This is a genomic window from Ursidibacter sp. B-7004-1 (genome assembly GCF_053654055.1).
On the sequence record NZ_JBSIUP010000001.1, the window covers coordinates 99,040 to 115,749 of the forward strand.

Annotated in this window: 17 protein-coding genes and 1 pseudogene; 17 read left to right on the plus strand and 1 reads right to left on the minus strand. The window is 36.1% G+C overall.

Annotated features, from left to right (window positions below):
• The first annotated feature begins 64 nt into the window (after positions 1–64).
• The 13 genes from yhbY to lpxA all read left to right on the plus strand — a co-directional run bounded on the left by yhbY (position 65) and on the right by lpxA (position 13,090).
• A complete protein-coding gene (yhbY, locus tag ACWIW0_RS00475; protein ID WP_454446288.1) occupies positions 65–379 on the plus strand; it encodes a ribosome assembly RNA-binding protein YhbY in 315 nt (104 codons plus the stop codon).
• A 112-nt stretch (positions 380–491) separates the two neighbouring features.
• Positions 492–1,181: a phosphatase PAP2 family protein gene (locus ACWIW0_RS00480; RefSeq protein ID WP_454451754.1), complete on the plus strand. Its 690-nt coding sequence runs from the start codon at positions 492–494 to the stop codon at positions 1,179–1,181.
• A gap of 2 nt (positions 1,182–1,183) precedes the next feature.
• Entirely contained in the window at positions 1,184–2,101 is a 918-nt protein-coding gene (nagK, locus tag ACWIW0_RS00485) for an N-acetylglucosamine kinase (protein WP_454451755.1), read from the plus strand.
• A gap of 17 nt (positions 2,102–2,118) precedes the next feature.
• Positions 2,119–3,675: a glycosyltransferase family 2 protein gene (locus ACWIW0_RS00490; RefSeq protein WP_454451756.1), complete on the plus strand. Its 1,557-nt coding sequence runs from the start codon at positions 2,119–2,121 to the stop codon at positions 3,673–3,675.
• Between the two features lie 61 nt (positions 3,676–3,736).
• Positions 3,737–4,444 carry a hydroxyacylglutathione hydrolase gene (gloB, locus tag ACWIW0_RS00495; protein ID WP_454451757.1) on the plus strand — a complete coding sequence of 236 codons (708 nt, stop codon included), beginning with the start codon at positions 3,737–3,739 and terminating at the stop codon, positions 4,442–4,444.
• Between the two features lie 104 nt (positions 4,445–4,548).
• A complete protein-coding gene (gene uppS / locus ACWIW0_RS00500) occupies positions 4,549–5,262 on the plus strand; it encodes a polyprenyl diphosphate synthase (RefSeq protein ID WP_454451758.1) in 714 nt (237 codons plus the stop codon).
• A gap of 25 nt (positions 5,263–5,287) precedes the next feature.
• Complete coding sequence (locus ACWIW0_RS00505; RefSeq protein ID WP_454451759.1) at positions 5,288–6,157, plus strand: phosphatidate cytidylyltransferase; 870 nt, start codon at positions 5,288–5,290, stop codon at positions 6,155–6,157.
• Positions 6,158–6,168: 11 nt separating this feature from the next.
• Positions 6,169–7,488: an RIP metalloprotease RseP gene (gene rseP, locus ACWIW0_RS00510; protein WP_454451760.1), complete on the plus strand. Its 1,320-nt coding sequence runs from the start codon at positions 6,169–6,171 to the stop codon at positions 7,486–7,488.
• A gap of 53 nt (positions 7,489–7,541) precedes the next feature.
• Positions 7,542–9,929, plus strand: coding sequence for an outer membrane protein assembly factor BamA (gene bamA / locus ACWIW0_RS00515; protein WP_454451761.1), 2,388 nt, complete (start codon positions 7,542–7,544; stop codon positions 9,927–9,929).
• Positions 9,930–10,018: 89 nt separating this feature from the next.
• Positions 10,019–10,765, plus strand: coding sequence for an OmpH family outer membrane protein (locus ACWIW0_RS00520; RefSeq protein ID WP_454451762.1), 747 nt, complete (start codon positions 10,019–10,021; stop codon positions 10,763–10,765).
• A gap of 2 nt (positions 10,766–10,767) precedes the next feature.
• Positions 10,768–11,793, plus strand: a complete 1,026-nt coding sequence (gene lpxD / locus ACWIW0_RS00525) for a UDP-3-O-(3-hydroxymyristoyl)glucosamine N-acyltransferase (RefSeq protein ID WP_454451802.1) — start codon at positions 10,768–10,770, stop codon at positions 11,791–11,793.
• Positions 11,794–11,823: 30 nt separating this feature from the next.
• Entirely contained in the window at positions 11,824–12,273 is a 450-nt protein-coding gene (gene fabZ, locus ACWIW0_RS00530; protein WP_275895813.1) for a 3-hydroxyacyl-ACP dehydratase FabZ, read from the plus strand.
• A 22-nt stretch (positions 12,274–12,295) separates the two neighbouring features.
• Positions 12,296–13,090, plus strand: coding sequence for an acyl-ACP--UDP-N-acetylglucosamine O-acyltransferase (gene lpxA, locus ACWIW0_RS00535; protein WP_454451763.1), 795 nt, complete (start codon positions 12,296–12,298; stop codon positions 13,088–13,090).
• 119 nt (positions 13,091–13,209) lie between these two features.
• Here the strand turns inward: lpxA and purT are convergent, their stop codons facing one another.
• On the minus strand, positions 13,210–14,391 hold the full coding sequence (gene purT / locus ACWIW0_RS00540; protein ID WP_454451764.1) for a formate-dependent phosphoribosylglycinamide formyltransferase: 1,182 nt from the start codon (positions 14,389–14,391) through the stop codon (positions 13,210–13,212).
• 520 nt (positions 14,392–14,911) lie between these two features.
• Here purT and ACWIW0_RS00545 point away from each other — a divergent pair.
• From ACWIW0_RS00545 to ACWIW0_RS00560, 4 genes and pseudogenes are all read left to right on the plus strand, one after another.
• Entirely contained in the window at positions 14,912–15,247 is a 336-nt protein-coding gene (locus ACWIW0_RS00545; protein WP_454451765.1) for a hypothetical protein, read from the plus strand.
• 195 nt (positions 15,248–15,442) lie between these two features.
• Positions 15,443–15,682: a hypothetical protein gene (locus tag ACWIW0_RS00550; protein WP_454451766.1), complete on the plus strand. Its 240-nt coding sequence runs from the start codon at positions 15,443–15,445 to the stop codon at positions 15,680–15,682.
• 55 nt (positions 15,683–15,737) lie between these two features.
• Positions 15,738–15,878 (plus strand): annotated as a pseudogene (locus ACWIW0_RS00555) (NCS2 family permease); the annotation flags it as partial.
• Positions 15,879–16,211: 333 nt separating this feature from the next.
• The gene (locus ACWIW0_RS00560; protein ID WP_454451767.1) at positions 16,212–16,529 is read left to right on the plus strand and encodes a hypothetical protein; all 318 of its coding nucleotides are present in this window, start codon (positions 16,212–16,214) and stop codon (positions 16,527–16,529) included.
• Positions 16,530–16,710: the final 181 nt, after the last annotated feature.

The following is a 16,710-nucleotide window of genomic DNA, read 5'->3' on the forward strand; positions in this document are numbered from 1 at the left end:
AGCTTTAAAAAAGTAGTGATTTATGCTATTTTCACCATAATTTTTATCCATTAAGGCAATATAAATGTCAATTACATTAACAACCAAACAAAAACAATACTTAAAAAGTTTAGCTCACCATTTAAACCCCGTTGTAATGCTAGGCGCTAATGGATTAACCGAAGGTGTGCTTGCAGAAATTGAAAATGCACTTAATCATCACGAATTGATTAAAGTGAAAATTGCAGGGGCAGATCGTGAAGTTAAACAGCTTATTATTGATGCGATTGTGCGAGAAACTAAAGCTGTATCTGTACAAACAATCGGACACGTTTTAGTGCTATATCGTCAAAGTGAAGAGAAGAAAATTCACTTACCGAAAGCAACAAAAGCGATTTAATTTGCAAATTTAGTAATGAACAGACCGCTTGTTAGCCAAGCGGTTTTTTTATAAAGCGTAGTTTTATAAGGGTAATGGCGTGATCAAAAAACTCACATTTTTTACATTTTTGATGTTAATTATTCCACTTGTGGCTTGGGCAATAGAGTGGCAATGGGCGTTGGATACAAATTTACAGATGAGAGAGCTAGATTTGGGGTTATTTATTCTCACTGAAACTGGTTCTACTCCTTATGCTCTGATTACCTGTGTACTATTTATGTTATGGTTAATGTGGCTTACCCGTAAACATTATTCGTGGTTTTTAGTTGGCTTTATTTGTGCAAGTTCGGTAGTCGGCACACAAATTATTAAAGAAGGAGCAAAAGCGGTATTTAAAGAACCACGTCCTTTTGTTACTCAGATGTTCCAAACAGAAACAGAACGTTTTTATGCGTTACCAAAAGTTGAACAAGAAAAACAGGTTTTAACCTTTAGCCAGCCTGATATCTCGTTTGTAACGGAACATCAAGCCGATGAATTAGGTTATTCTTTTCCATCTGGGCATACGATTTTTTCGGTATCTTGGCTATTAGTTTTTGCAGGCTTTTTATTTAGATTAAGTGGGCAAGCGGTTATTTTGACTCAAATTTTTGCAATTTTATGGGCTGGTTTGATGTTGATCAGTCGTTTACGTTTGGGAATGCACTATCCTATTGATCTATTTGTTAGTACGTTGATCTCGTGGGTATTTCACTTGATTATTTTCGTTTGGGTAATTCCTTATCTATCACAATGGCAACGGTTTAAAAAGAGAGGGTAACAATGAACTATTATTATGGCTTAGACATTGGCGGAACAAAAATTGAGCTTGCGGTATTTAATGATAAATTAGAGAAATTGTATAGCGAACGTGTACCAACCCCACAAACTAGTTATGACGATTGGTTATATACTATTGAAACCTTGGTGCGTAATGCTGATGCAAAATTTAATACCAAAGGTTCAGTTGGTTTAGGATTACCGGGTTTTGTCAATCGTGAAACGGGTGTTGCGGAGATTACTAATATTAAAGTGGCAGACGGTAAAACTATTATTAAAGATTTGACCGAGCGTTTAGGACGAGAAGTCCGAGCCGAGAATGATGCTAACTGTTTTGCCCTTTCAGAAGCGTGGGATGAAAATAACCAACAATATTCTACTGTCTTAGGCTTAATTTTAGGTACGGGCTTTGGTGGTGGATTTGTTTTTGACGGTAAAATCCATTCGGGGCGTATTGGAATGGCAGGAGAAGTTGGACATATTCAACTTAACTATCACGCACTAAAATTATTAGGGTGGGATAATGCGCCAATCTATCCTTGCGGTTGTGGTAATAGTGCTTGCTTAGATACTTATCTTTCAGGGCGTGGTTTTGAAATGCTTTATCGTGATTTGGTGGGTGAAGCAATTGATGCTAAAACAATTATTACCCGTTTCCATCAAGGCGATGAAAAAACGGTTAAATTCGTTGAGATGTTTATTGAGCTAATGGCAATTAGTATTGGTAATCTAATTACTGCCTTAGATCCCGATATGATTGTTTTTGGCGGTGGTTTATCTAATTTTGATTATATTTATGAAGCTTTACCAAAAGCGTTACCACCACATTTAATGCGTAGTGCAAAAGTCCCCGTATTCAAAAAAGCCATTCACGGTGATTCTGGTGGTGTTCGTGGTGCGGCTGCGTTATTCTTAAAATAAATAGATAAGGCGATACAATGAATAAGCTACCCATCACTGTTACGATGCTGGTCAAAAATGCAGAAAAATACTTAGCACAAAGTCTGCAAAGTCTATCTAATTTTGCAGAAATTGTTGTGTTGGATAATGGTTCAACAGATAATTCTTTAGCGATTGCAAGCCAGTTTGATAATGTCAAAATTCACCATCATTCTTTTATTGGTTTTGGACCAATGAAAAACCTAGCAGCAAGTTTGGCAAGCTATGATTGGATTATCAATGTAGATAGCGATGAAATTTTTTCTGCTGAATTGGTTGAAGAAATTCGTCAGCTAGATCTTAGTCAAATAAATAAGGTTTATGCAATTTTGCGGATCAACCATTATCGAGGTAAGCCGATTAAAACGTGTGGTTGGTATCCTGATTATGTGAAAAGAATGTATCATCGAACAGTCGTGGAATTTAATGATAAACAGGTTCACGAATCGTTAGTCATTGATAAACATATTGAAACAATTAGATTAAAACAGCATTTTCTGCATTATTCTTTTGATGGTGCGGAAGGGCTAATCAATAAGATGCAACAATATACGAGCTTGTTTGCTAAACAGCAGCAATTTCGTAAACGTAGTTCGATATTTAGTGCAGTTTCACACGGTATTTCTGCTTTCTTCAAAAATTATATTTTAAAAAAAGGGATTTTATCTGGTACGGACGGTTTCGTAATTTCATTTGCTAATGCCTGTGGTTCTTATTACAAATATGTCAAATTAAATGAAGCCAATCAAAAGCTAACAACCTCTTTAATTATTACAACTTATAATCGCTCTGATGCTTTAGAGGCAGTGCTATATTCTGTATTGCACCAGAGAGTAATGCCAAATGAAGTGATTGTAGCAGATGATGGCTCAAGAGAAGATACGCGTGCAGTCATTAACCGTTTACAGCAGGTTTTCCCTATTCCATTAAAACACGCTTGGCAAGAAGACGATGGTTTTCGTTTAGCACAATCGCGTAATAGAGCTTTAGCAATGGCGGATAACGATTATATTGTGATTATTGATGGTGATATGGTCTTACACCCTGAATTTATTGCAGATCATAGAAATGCTGCCAAAAAAGGTTTATTTGTACAAGGTGGAAGAGTAGTTTTAACGGAAGAAAAAACCGCAAAACTGTTACAAAATCCGACCGCTTACAGACCATTAAAATGGTATGAAAAAGGCTTGGAAAAACGCCTAGAAAAACGCTTATCTGCGTTACATTTACCATTTTTATCATCATTATTTTTACGCAGAGAGAAACAAAATCTTCACGCAGTGCGTGGTTGCAATATGGCCTTTTTCAAGGAAGATGCAATGGCGATTAACGGTTTTAATAATGATTTTGTTGGTTGGGGGCGTGAAGATAGCGAATTTGTGGTACGTTTTTTTAATAATGGTGGAAAACGAGCTAATCTTAAATTTGCCGCAATTGCTTACCATCTATGGCATCACGAAGCTGCTCGTGCATCATTACCAGAAAATGATCGACTACTTAATCACGCTATTAGCGAAAAACAGAAGTGGTGTGAGAACGGTTTAGAGCAACTTTAATAAATATACTGAATGGGCAGAAAATTGCCCATTTATTTTTGTAAGAGATATCGGAGACAAAATGTTAAAAATTATCCCTATTCCTGCATTATCAGATAATTATATTTGGCTGATACAACATCAAAACGAAGTCGTTATTGTTGATCCTAGTGAAGCCAAAAAAGTATTGGACTATCTTGCAAAAAATCAGCTTAATCCCACCGCTATTTTATTAACACATAATCATCGTGATCATACTGACGGCGTACCTGAATTACTATCGCATTATCCGAGTTTGGTGGTTTATGGCTCATCAGAAGTTAGTGAATTAGCTACTCACCTTGTAGAACCTGAAGGGTATTTTTCCTTGTGGGAATATGATGTTCGAGTGATCGAAAGTGCAGGGCATACCGAAAAACATATCAGCTATTTAGTGGGTAATCGTTGGTTATTTTGTGGTGATGCATTATTTTCTGGCGGTTGTGGCAGAGTATTTACGGGGAATTACCAAGCTCAATTTGATACTCTACAACGTTTTAATGCTTTACCTGATTGGGTCGAGGTCTATGCAGGCCACGAATATACTCAAAGTAATTTAAAATTTGCACAAGCAGTAATGCCAGATAATTGCGTATTATTTGAGTATCAAGAGCAAGCTGACATATTGCGTTCTCATCAGAAGCCTACTTTGCCCACCACAATTGGTATTGAAAAGCAGATCAATCCATTTTTAAAAGCAGAAAGTTTAGATACATTTGTTCAATTACGTCAGAAAAAAGATAATTTTTAATAACAATACAAAAGTTAAAATCATTTTTAGATATGTTTTGCTTATGGTATATTAACCAAATTTTGCATTAGCAAATAAGTTGATTTAATAGAGAGTATTTTTCAGTGAATTTTGACCCACTTAATATGCCACAACACGTTGCGATCATTATGGATGGTAATGGTCGTTGGGCAAAACAGCAAGGTAAACTGCGTATTTTTGGCCATCAAAATGGGGTCAAAGCGGTCAGATCTGCTGTTAATTTTGCAGCAAAACATCAGATTAAGGTCTTAACACTTTATGCCTTCAGTAGTGAAAACTGGAATAGGCCCGAAGCTGAAGTTTCTGCGTTAATGACGCTCTTTATGAAAGCCTTAGATTCAGAAGTAAAAAAATTACATCAAAATAATATTCGCTTAAAAATTATTGGTGATAAATCTCGCTTTAGTGAGAGTTTGCAAAAAAGGATTGAACAATCAGAACAGCTTACATCTCAAAATACGGGGCTTATCTTAAATATTGCAGCAAACTATGGTGGTTATTGGGATATTGTAAATGCCACAAAACAACTAGCAACAGAAGTTAAACAAGGCATTCTTACAGTTGAACAAATTACCCCAGAACGTTTTCAACAAGCATTAGTCACAGAAGATCAACCACAGGTAGATTTACTTATTCGAACTAGTGGTGAACAGCGTATTAGTAATTTTTTATTATGGCAGATTGCGTATGCAGAGTTATTTTTTAGCCCTGTGCTATGGCCCGATTTTGATGAAGAGCATTTTGCGAAGGCGATTAGTGTCTATCAACAACGTGATCGCCGATTTGGTGGTTGTTAATTTATAATTTAAAAAGGAATGAAAAGTGCTTAAACAACGTGTTTTATCTGCAATTGTAATGATTGCCATAGCATTAATGGCATTATTTTGGCTTTCACCTCTATTTTTTACCCTTGCATTAGCTGGTATTATTGTATTAGGAATGTGGGAATGGGCTCAGTTTGTTGGTTTTAAGAGACCGATTGCTCGTGCTTTAGTAGCATTTATGACCGCTGGTTTGCTCTTTTTTCCAATCATTGCCGCTACTGATTATATTCAAGCTGCAAAGTTTCTAACCGATAGTACAGCACCTTTTCTTTTCTTAGGGGGTATTTGGTGGATTATTGCAACCATCTTAGTTATTTCTTATCCTAAATCATCAAAATTTTGGTCTAAATCAGTGAGTGCAAAATTTATTTTTGGTTTTTGTACACTTATTCCATTTATGTTAGGCACTTTAGCGTTGCGTTTCTACCAATATAATAGTAACGAATATCAAGGTGCTTTCTTATTACTTTATGTATTCTTATTAGTTTGGGGGGCTGATTCAGGAGCATATTTTGCTGGGCGAGCTTTTGGCAAACATAAATTAGCACCAAAAGTATCACCTGGTAAATCTTGGGAAGGGGCGATTGGTGGTGTTCTGACTTCTGCGTTAATTGCGATGATTTTCTTGCATTTTGCACCTGCTGATGTTTTTGGTCGAGAGCTGAATACCACTTCATTTGTTATTCTTTCTACCATTACTGTTGCGATTTCAATATTAGGTGATCTCAGCGAAAGTATGTTTAAACGCCAAGCAGGGATTAAAGATAGTAGCAATTTAATTCCAGGACACGGTGGGATTTTAGATCGTATTGATAGTTTAACAGCGGCTGTGCCTATATTTGCCACAGGTTTTCTCTTCTTTTTATAATAGGATAGCGTGTGACTTCAATTCTAGCTTTCTTTGTTCTCATCTGTGTATTAGTTTTTGTTCACGAATATGGACATTTTTGGGCTGCTCGAAAATGTGGAGTAAAAGTACTACGGTTTTCTATTGGCTTTGGCAAGGTATTATGGCGAAAAAAAGATAGACAAGGTACTGAATTTGTTTTTTCACTCATTCCATTGGGTGGATATGTTCAGATGTACAATGGTGAGCCAGAATATCAGTTAGCTGAAAATCAATCATTACAAAGTAAAACGGTAAAACAGCGAGCATTTATTATTGCAGCAGGTCCTGTGGCTAATTTTTTATTTGCTATATTGGCATATTGGAGTGTTTTTGTTATTGGTATGCCAACAGTAAAACCAGTGGTCGGAAGTGTTATTCCTGATTCTATCGCAGCTAAAGCAGGTGTATTACCAGAGTTTGAGATTACCCAAGTGAATGGTCGCAATGTATTAGATTGGGAAGATACAACTTTAGCTTTAATCGGTAAAGTTGGTTCTAAAGATATTGAAATCTCAGGGCAGTTAATAGACGAAACAACTCCAAAACGTTTTTACTTGGATTTAACGCAGTGGCAAGTGGAAGGAAATAAACAAAGCCCGCTCACTACTTTAGGTATTCGTCCGAAGAGTGCGGTTATTGAACCAATTATCAAGCAAGTAGTCGAACAATCGCCCGCTGAAAAGGTGGGGTTACAGGCTGGGGATACGATAATATCTGTTAATCAACAGGAATTTGATTGGCTAAATTTGGTTGAGCAGATTCAATTAGGTAAAGAAGTTGAATTTATTATTGAACGAGCAGGGGAAAGAAAAACCTTATCGGTAATGCCTGTTAAATCAGATAAAAATGAACGTTATGTAATTGGAATTACACCAACGTATGAACCCTTAGCGGATAAGTATCGAACCGAACTAAAGTATGATATGCTTACAGGGTTTCAAAAAAGCCTTGAAAAAGTATGGTCACTCATTAAAAGTATTCTACAATTTATTAGTAATTTAATTACAGGTGAACTCTCAATTAAAAATATGGGAGGTCCGATTTCAATGGCGAAAGGGGCTGGTACTACGGCTGAAATTGGATTTGTTTATTATCTAAGTTTTATGGCACTAATTAGTGTAAATCTTGGTGTAATGAACCTTTTCCCTATTGTGCCACTAGATGGCGGGCGATTATTATTACTGGCTGGAGAGGCTATTCGAGGCAAACCATTGTCAGAGAAAGTTGAAATTAATTTCCAAAAATTAGGAATGGCTTTTGTATTAAGCTTGATGATTTTTGCGTTATTTAATGATTTAGTACACTTTTAACCAAATAAGCGGTTAGATTTTTTAAAAATTTTACAAATGAATAGGAATTTTCAATGAAAAAACTATTACTTTCAACATTATTGATGGCAAATGGCGTTGCTTTTGCAGCACCATTTGTTGTGAAAGATATTCGTATTGAAGGCGTGCAAGCTGAAACGGGCGCAACAATTATTCCAACTTTACCGGTAAGAGTTGGGCAAACTGCAACAGATAATGACGTTGCTAATGTTGTCAGACAACTATTTTCTCAAAATCGTTTCCAAGATGTACGAGCAACTCGAGATGGTAATACTCTTGTTATTAAAGTCGTTCCGCACGCAGTTATCAATAGTGTAGATATTAAAGGTAACTCAGCAATCCCCAAAGAGCCACTTGAGCAAAACTTAAAAGCAAATTTAATCAGTCGTGGAGAAGTATTTGATGCTGCAAAATTAGAAAGTTTCAAAGCAGCTCTACTTGAACATTACCATTCTATTGGTCGTTATAATGCAAAAATTGATACAAACATTACTAATAGTGAAAATAGTGGTGTAAATATTCAATTAGATATCAAAGAAGAGGAAGTATCCTACGTTAAGACAATTAACTTTGAAGGGAATAATGTATTTACTTCCAAAGAATTACTTAAACAGCTAGAAATTCAGCCTGATGTTTCTTGGTGGAATATTTTCTCAAGTAGCAAATTCCAGCAACCAGTATATCAGCAAGATATTGAAGCATTACAAAATTTTTATATGAATCAAGGTTATGCGAAATTTGCTTTGGAAAATGCAGATGTTAAATTTAGTGATAACAAAGAAGAAGTTTATTTAACTTATAAAATTAGTGAAGGCGAGAAATATAATATTAGTGAGATTCGTATTATCGGCAATACAGGTAATATGGATAAAGAGCTAAATGTACTACTGAAAGATTTTAAACCAAATCAACAGTTCCGCCGTGATGACCTTGCTAAGATTGAAGATGCAATTAAAGAAGTATTAGGTGATAGTGGTTTTGCCTCTGCTAAGGTTGATGTGTATCCTGATTTTGATGATGAAAATAAAACCGTTAGAATCAATTATGTAGTTGATGCAGGCAGTAGAATCTATGTACGTCAAATTCGTTTTGAAGGAAATAATGTGACTGCAGATTCAACTCTACGTCGAGAAATGCGTCAACAAGAAGGTACTTGGCTATCAACAAGTTTAGCTAACTTAGGTAAAGCTCGTTTAGAACGCACAGGTTTTTATGAAACTGTCGAAATGAATTTCCCAACTGTACAGAATAAGCCAGACCAAGTAGATATTTTGTATAAAATCAAGGAGCGTAGTACAGGAAGTATTAATTTCGGTATTGGATATGGTACAGAAAGCGGTTTAAGTTACCAAGCAGGTATTAAGCAAGATAACTTTTTAGGTATGGGATCAACTATTAGTTTAAATGGTACTCGTAATGATTATGGAACAAGTCTCAATTTAGGTTATACAGAACCGTATTTCACAAAAGATGGCGTAAGTTTAGGGGGGAATGTTTTCTATGAAGATTTCGATAACTCTAAAAATGATCGTGCTTCAAGTTACAAACGCCGAACCTATGGAGTTAATGGAACCCTAGGATTTCCTGTCGATGAAAATAATTCTTACTATTTAGGGCTAGGTTATACCCACGATGTAATTAAAAATGCACAAAGAGAATTTGGGCGAGAGTTATACGTAAATTCAATGAAGATTCCATTTGATGTTAATAGTAATCTGTATAAGAAAATTAAAGCAGATGATTTTGATTTCTCATTTGGGTGGAACTATAACAGCTTAGATCGTGGTTTCCTGCCGCGTAAAGGTTCAGTTGCAAACATCGGTGGTAAAGTCACTATTCCTGGTTCAGATAATAAATACTACAAATTAAGTGCGGACTTTAAAAACTATTTCCCGCTTAATCGTGAGCAAAAATGGATTATTTCGACTAAAGTTGGATTAGCCTATGCGAATGGTATTGGGGGCAAAAAATTACCGTTCTACCAAAATTATACTGCTGGTGGAATAGGATCATTAAGAGGATTTGGTTATGGTTCTATCGGTCCTAAAGCTATCTATTTAAATGAGCAGAGAACAGGCTTTGATTTTATAAATGGAGATATTATTGGCGGTAATGCGATGGCAACTGCGAGTGTAGAATTGATTATGCCAACGCCATTTGTGAGTGAAAAATATCAGCATAATGTAAGAACTTCATTATTTGCAGATGCTGCAACGGTTTGGGATACGAAGTGGAAATCTCATAAAAAAACTTATCCAACATTAGATAATGGAGATTATAAGCGTGTGAGAGCTTCTGCAGGTATCGCATTCCAGTGGAATTCTCCGATTGGACCTTTGCTATTCTCTTATGCTAAACCAATTAAAAAATATACAGGTGATGAGATTGAGCAATTCCAATTTAGTATCGGTGGCTCATTCTAATTAGTTAATTAAGTGGTAAGATTAGGTTTATTTTTATAAATATTAGTCTTACCGCATTATTTCAAATAAAAGTTAAATTAAGGAAATTTATGAAAAATTTATTCAAAATCACAACAGTTGCGGCTATTTTAGCGTTATCAAACACTGCAAATGCGAATGACAGAATTGGGTTTGCAGACCCGGGTTATTTGTTACAGAATCACCCAGCAATGGTAGAAGCAAGTGCGAAATTTGAACAGTTTATGAAAGAAACTGAAAAAAAATTTGCAGATGAAGGTAAGAAACTGGAAGATGAAGATAAAGCATTAGTTGCAGAGCGTAATAAAATTGAAGAAGATGCTCAAAAGCTACAAAAAGAACAAGGTACTTTAGAAGCGTCATTAAAGAAAAAAGTTGCTGCATTAGAGAAAGATGCTCCAAGATTGCGTGCTAAAGAAATTCAATCTCGCCAAAATGCTATCAATGCTGAGCAAAAAGCATTCCAAAATAAGGTTGAAAACTTACAGAAACGTGAAAGTGAATTTACTAAGAAAGCTGAAGCGTTTCAAAAGAAAGCGGTAGCTTTCCAAGAAAAATTAGCAAAAGAGCAACAAAATAGTGGTATTGATCCAAATGAAATTCAGAAGAAAGCAGTAGAAGAGATCAATGTAGCAATTAAAACGTTAGCTGAGAGCAAAGGCTATACTTTAGTATTATCACCAGCAGTTGCACTTTATGCAAAAGATGAAAAAGCGGATATTACAGAAGAAGTTTTGACTGTATTGAAAGCTAATAATTCAGAAAAAGCTACTGAAATCAATCAAGAAGAGAAAAAAGCTGAAACACAGGCTAAATAATGATGAGAACATTCCGTTTAATTGAATTGGCGGAGCAAATCGGCGGTACCTTAAGAGGTAACGCCGATTTAGTCATTTCTAGTATTGCCCCGCTAGATAAAGCTCAGCAACACCAAATTACCTTTATTTCTAATGCAAAATATCGCCACCAGTTAGTAACAAGTAATGCTGGTGCGATCATTGTTAATGAATCAGATGTTGAATTCTGCACAGAGCAACAGAACATTATCATTGTTAAAAATCCGTATGTTGCTTATGCAATACTTGCACAATATATGGATTCTACACCGAAACCTGCAGAGAATATTTCCCCTTCAGCAGTTATCGCAGAGAATGCTAAATTAGGGCAGAATGTCTCAATTGGTGCAAATGCAGTAATTGAAAGTGGTGTAGAATTAGGCGATGATGTCATTATCGGTGCAGGTTGCTTTATCGGTAAAAATAGTAAAATTGGTGCTAGAACAAAATTATGGGCAAATGTTGCTATTTACCATAATGTACAAATTGGAAGTGACTGTTTGATCCAATCATCTGCGGTTATCGGTAGTGATGGTTTTGGTTATGCTAATGAAAAAGGGCAGTGGATCAAGATCCCTCAAACAGGTGGGGTGATTATAGGTAATCGTGTGGAAATCGGTGCTTGTACTTGTATTGATAGAGGAGCGTTAGATCCAACGGTTATTGAAGATAATGTGATTATTGATAACCTGTGTCAAATTGCTCACAATGTTCATATCGGTTTTGGAACTGCCGTTGCTGGTGGTGTGATTATGGCTGGAAGCTTAAAAGTTGGTAAATTCTGCCAAATCGGTGGGGCAAGTGTTATCAATGGGCATATGGAAATTTGTGATGGTGCTATTATCACAGGAATGGGAATGGTAATGCGTCCTATCACAGAAAAAGGAATTTATTCATCAGGTATTCCATTACAACCGAACAAAGAGTGGCGTAAAACAGCAACACTTACGATGAATATTGATAAAATCAATGAGCGATTAAAAGCCGTTGAGAAACAATTAAAAGAGTAGTTTTTATAGATTTATTTAGAGGAACTTTCCGTGTCAGAAATTCGTGAACCTAAAATTGTTGAAATTGATGAAATTATGCAATTATTACCACATCGTTACCCATTTCTAATGGTCGATAGAGTAATTGATTTTGAAGAAGGAAAATGGCTTACAGCAATTAAAAATGTGAGTGTTAATGAACCTTGTTTTACAGGGCATTTTCCTGAGAAGCCTATTTTCCCTGGTGTATTAATTATGGAAGCATTAGCTCAATCTATGGGAATTTTAGCATTTAAAACACGAGAGTTAGAGAAAGGTTCGCTATTTTATTTTGCAGGTATTGATAATGCTCGTTTCAAAAAACCTGTTGTACCTGGCGATCAAATGACATTACACGTTGAAGTAATTAAAGAAGTGAGAGGTATTACTCGCTTTAGCGGTACCGCATCTGTTGATGGTAAAGTTGTTTGTGAAGCAGAATTAATGTGTGCTCGTAAATAATAAAGTCCTTAAGGAGACTATTATGCAAGGTATTGATTCTTCAGCAAAAATAAGTCCACTTGCTGTTATTGAAAAAGGGGCAACAATTGGGGCAAATGTAGAAATTGGGCCTTTCTGTGTTATTGGAAAAAATGTCAAAATCGGAGCAAGAACAAAAATCCACTCCCACGTTGTCATTCAGGGTGATACAGAAATCGGTGAAGATAACCAAATTTTCCAATTTGCAAGTATCGGTGAAATTAACCAAGATTTAAAATATCAAGGTGAATCAACTAAAACCATTATTGGTGATCGTAATCGCATTCGAGAAAGTGTGACCATTCATCGTGGAACAGTACAAGGTGGTGGAATTACCAAAGTAGGTGATGATAATTTATTTATGATCAACTGCCATATTGCTCACGATTGTACAATTGGTAACCGTTGTATTATTGCAAATAACGGCACTCTTGCAGGACACGTTACCCTTGATGACTTTGTTATTGTTGGTGGAATGTCAGCCATTCATCAATTTGTAGTGATAGGCTCGCACGTTATGCTTGGTGGTGGTTCAATGGTAAGCCAAGACGTGCCACCTTATGTAATGGCACAAGGAAATCACGCACAGCCTTTTGGGGTAAACTTGGAAGGTTTGAAGCGTAGAGGGTTTGAAAAAGCAACAATGCACGCTATCCGCAATGTATATAAATTGATTTATCGTAGTGGTAAAACCCTTGAAGAAGCAATTCCAGAAATTGAGCAGTATGCGAAGACAGAAGCAGCAGTTAGCCTATTTCTAGATTTCTTTAAACGTTCTACTCGTGGGATTATTCGATAACTGAGGCTGCCTAAGCCATTTATTACCATATATGTAGAGAAAGAGAACCTTGCCAGATAAAGTCTGACAAGGTTGAATTTCAGAATTATGTTGATCTCTGAGTGAACCTACCTATAAAATCATAGATTCACTTCTAACTTATTATAAGCTCTGCGGGCTTTTTCTAATGCCTTTTCTGTACTCTCATCACGAGCAAGAATAACCCCTAAACGGCGGTGTCCATTTACTTCACCTTTGCCGAATAAACGAATGTTAGTATGTGGCTCTGCAAGGACATTTGCTAAATTACCAAAAGTAACTTGCGTCGATTTTCCTTCTACTACAACAGCTTTAGACGCAGATGGACTAATCAGTGTAATTTCAGGGATCGGTAAGCCTAAAATAGCACGAGCGTGAAGAGCAAATTCTGATAATTCTTGTGAAATGAGCGTAACCATTCCTGTATCGTGTGGGCGTGGCGAAACTTCATTAAAGATCACCTCATCACCACAAATAAAGAGTTCCACACCAAAAATGCCACGTCCGCCTAATGCGGTGGTGATTTTCTCTGCCACTTCTTGTGCTTTTTTCAACGCAATATCTGACATCGCTTGTGGCTGCCAAGACTCACGATAGTCGCCATCAATTTGGATATGCCCGATTGGTGCAAGGAATGATGTTCCGTGAATATGGCGTACAGTGAGTAAAGAGATTTCATAATCAAATTTAATGAACCCTTCCACAATAACACGCCCACCGCCCGCACGACCGCCTTGTTGTGCATAATCCCAAGCGGTTTGAATATCAGCCTCTGATTTAATCACACTTTGCCCGTGTCCTGATGATGACATAATAGGCTTAACCACACAAGGGATACCAATTTCTACAACGGCTTGTTTAAATTGCTCAAAATTATCAACAAAGCGATATGGCGATGTTTTTAAACCCAATTCTTCCGATGCTAAACGGCGAATGCCTTCGCGGTTCATTGTAAGTTTAGTCGCTTTCGCAGTTGGGATAACGTTATAACCTTCTTGTTCTAACTCCACTAATGTATCCGTTGCAATCGCTTCCACTTCAGGTACGATAAAATCTGGTTTTTCTTTCTCGATAAGTTCACGCAACGCTTTTCCATCGAGCATTGAAATAGTGTAAGCTCGATGAGCCACTTGTTGAGCAGGGGCATTTTCATAGCGATCAACTGCAATGACTTCAACGCCTAAACGTTGTAATTCAATCACAACTTCTTTACCCAGTTCACCAGAACCGAGCATCATAACTTTAGTTGCTTTAGGAGTAAGCGGAGTACCGATTATTGTCATATTGTGTTCCTTTTTTAGAAAAATTTGAGCCTATTATAGCAAAGCAAACGTTTGCCTTAAATCAAAATAAAAATGGCGAACTATTTTATTTTGTTCGCCATTAGTTTGGCTCGCTATTTTTAGCGGTTATTTTTTCCAACCTTTCAAGGCATCAGCGAAAGCATTATTGCCAAAAGATTGACGCTCTTTCTGAGTATTAAAGCGGTCGGATCTTTTCGGTATTATGCAAAGCCTAAAATCAAATCTAACCACAATAAAAATGCCTTTATCTTTTTCATTTCTCTTTATCCCTGTTATTTTTAGTAGTTATGGTCAAAATAACATTGTATTTTCTTAGCTATAAGAAAAGTTTACCTTATTACAACTCTTTCCTCAAAACCTAGAATTTTGTTACAAAAATGTGAACTGAATTAGAAACCCAACAAAAATAAAATTGATAATCAATATAATTTGTGTATTGTGGTGGTGTATTTATTGTATTAATAAATACACACTATCAACCTTTTTTAGGAGAAAAGTTATGAAAGAGCTTACAAATAGTTGTTGTTTACATTATGTCTCTGGTGGTTGGGGATGGAATGGAGATCCTAATTGTCCTGGGTGTAATGGAGAATGGGGGGAGGAAGATCGAATTTCAAGAGAAACAGTAGTAAGAATAGGAGCTTGGATAGGTGGAGCTGTAGGAACAGCTATTAGTGCTGCAACAGGTGCTAGGTTAGGGGTATCAATTCTTGCTGGCAATGGAGGAGCTGATTTTGATGGATTTATCGCTGGCACAATATATGATAATCCTGAGAGTGCAAGGCATCCTGATTATGATGTTCCATTCAGTGATCTAATCAATCCTTATAAGTAATATATACTATGAATGTAAGAAACCTAATTAACATATTGATTTTGGTTATTTGGATAATACTAATTCCAACTATATCTATTTTATTAGATATATATTTCCATATAAATGGAATAGAAAAATGGCTTATTGTTTCCATAATAGCATTCCTTTATGCATTAGCTTTTCGAAAAAGACTCAACATAAAGATTTTTTAATATGTTCCGTCAAGAAGCCTTAAACTATCAGAAATGGAAAAGCACTGCAGTACTATTTAGCAGAATTCCTGCTTGGTTAGTTTTTTCCATTTCTTTCTTTATTTTTACTGCCTTTATTCTGTTTATTGTATTGGGTAGCTACACTCGCCGTGAAACTGTTGTAGGCGAGTTAGTGATGCAAGCACACCCGATTATACTCTCTGCACCTAAATCCGGCTATATTTCCGAAAGTTATATTTAACCCTCACAAGTAAATGGAACAGAAACGCCACCTTCATCACTACCTCTATGATGCCTACTTGATTACCGAAGGAATCACTTTCGGCTTTATCAGCTAATGTATTATGAAAGCCTGTAAGGGGCGATTTAAAGAGATCAACCCTGCAGTTTCCGAGGTTTCATTGCTGTTCATTATTAAATTTGTTTGGGTTGGCTAAGAAAATTTTTCTGCACTAACTTGGCAAGAAAACATTAAGCAAGCGGTGGTTTTCTGTTAGAATTTTGCAAATTTTTACAAAAAGCGACCGCTTTCTACTATAAAAGCACTTCTATTTCTGCTTATTCTATATACTTTCAGCCATACCTTCCTTCAAAGCTCTCTATTCTCCATACCAATGTTTTCCAATCAAAGTCAGTCATTGTGTGACATATATTACATTTTTACAATAAATTAACAATGTGTAATTGACAATGATTATCAATTTTATAGAATTATTCCTGTACTTATACACTAGGTACATGTAAATCACCACTTTCACAGGAGAACATTTATGAAAAAACTGACAAACAGTTGCTGTTTACACCATGTTTCAGGTGGGAATTCAGGATATGATTATGATCCTAACTGTCCGGGTTGTAATGGGGAGTGGGAGAGAGAAGACCAAGAAAAAGCTAGAATTTCTAGAGAAAGCTTTTCAAATTGGATATCATTTGTAGGAGGTAATGCCGTAGGAGCAATCGCAAGCGCATCTGGAATAGGTGCCGTTGCTTCTAGAGGAATATCAGTTGCTGCAGCAGTAGCATTAAAACCTGTTGGTAACTATATGTACGATAATCCAGAGGCATGGAGACATCCTGATTATGAATAAAGCCTTAAAAATAGTTTATGAACTTATAATAAATGCTTTATTAGTTTATTTAGCTATTCACTTTTTAGAATTCAAAAGTCCAATACCTGGAGGTGAAATCTTTATTATTTGTACTATTACTGCAATTGCTTTCATAACTAAGTATATTTTTTCTTATATTAATAAGAAATGTATATTGGTA

Coding starts and splice junctions, on each gene's coding strand:
- yhbY (WP_454446288.1), top strand. CDS start 65: ATGTCAATTACATTAACAACCAAACAAAAACAATACTTAAAAAGTTTA.
- ACWIW0_RS00480 (WP_454451754.1), top strand. CDS start 492: ATGTTAATTATTCCACTTGTGGCTTGGGCAATAGAGTGGCAATGGGCG.
- nagK (WP_454451755.1), top strand. CDS start 1,184: ATGAACTATTATTATGGCTTAGACATTGGCGGAACAAAAATTGAGCTT.
- ACWIW0_RS00490 (WP_454451756.1), top strand. CDS start 2,119: ATGAATAAGCTACCCATCACTGTTACGATGCTGGTCAAAAATGCAGAA.
- gloB (WP_454451757.1), top strand. CDS start 3,737: ATGTTAAAAATTATCCCTATTCCTGCATTATCAGATAATTATATTTGG.
- bamA (WP_454451761.1), top strand. CDS start 7,542: ATGAAAAAACTATTACTTTCAACATTATTGATGGCAAATGGCGTTGCT.
- ACWIW0_RS00520 (WP_454451762.1), top strand. CDS start 10,019: ATGAAAAATTTATTCAAAATCACAACAGTTGCGGCTATTTTAGCGTTA.
- lpxD (WP_454451802.1), top strand. CDS start 10,768: ATGAGAACATTCCGTTTAATTGAATTGGCGGAGCAAATCGGCGGTACC.
- lpxA (WP_454451763.1), top strand. CDS start 12,296: ATGCAAGGTATTGATTCTTCAGCAAAAATAAGTCCACTTGCTGTTATT.
- purT (WP_454451764.1), bottom strand. CDS start 14,391: ATGACAATAATCGGTACTCCGCTTACTCCTAAAGCAACTAAAGTTATG.
- ACWIW0_RS00545 (WP_454451765.1), top strand. CDS start 14,912: ATGAAAGAGCTTACAAATAGTTGTTGTTTACATTATGTCTCTGGTGGT.
- ACWIW0_RS00550 (WP_454451766.1), top strand. CDS start 15,443: ATGTTCCGTCAAGAAGCCTTAAACTATCAGAAATGGAAAAGCACTGCA.
- ACWIW0_RS00560 (WP_454451767.1), top strand. CDS start 16,212: ATGAAAAAACTGACAAACAGTTGCTGTTTACACCATGTTTCAGGTGGG.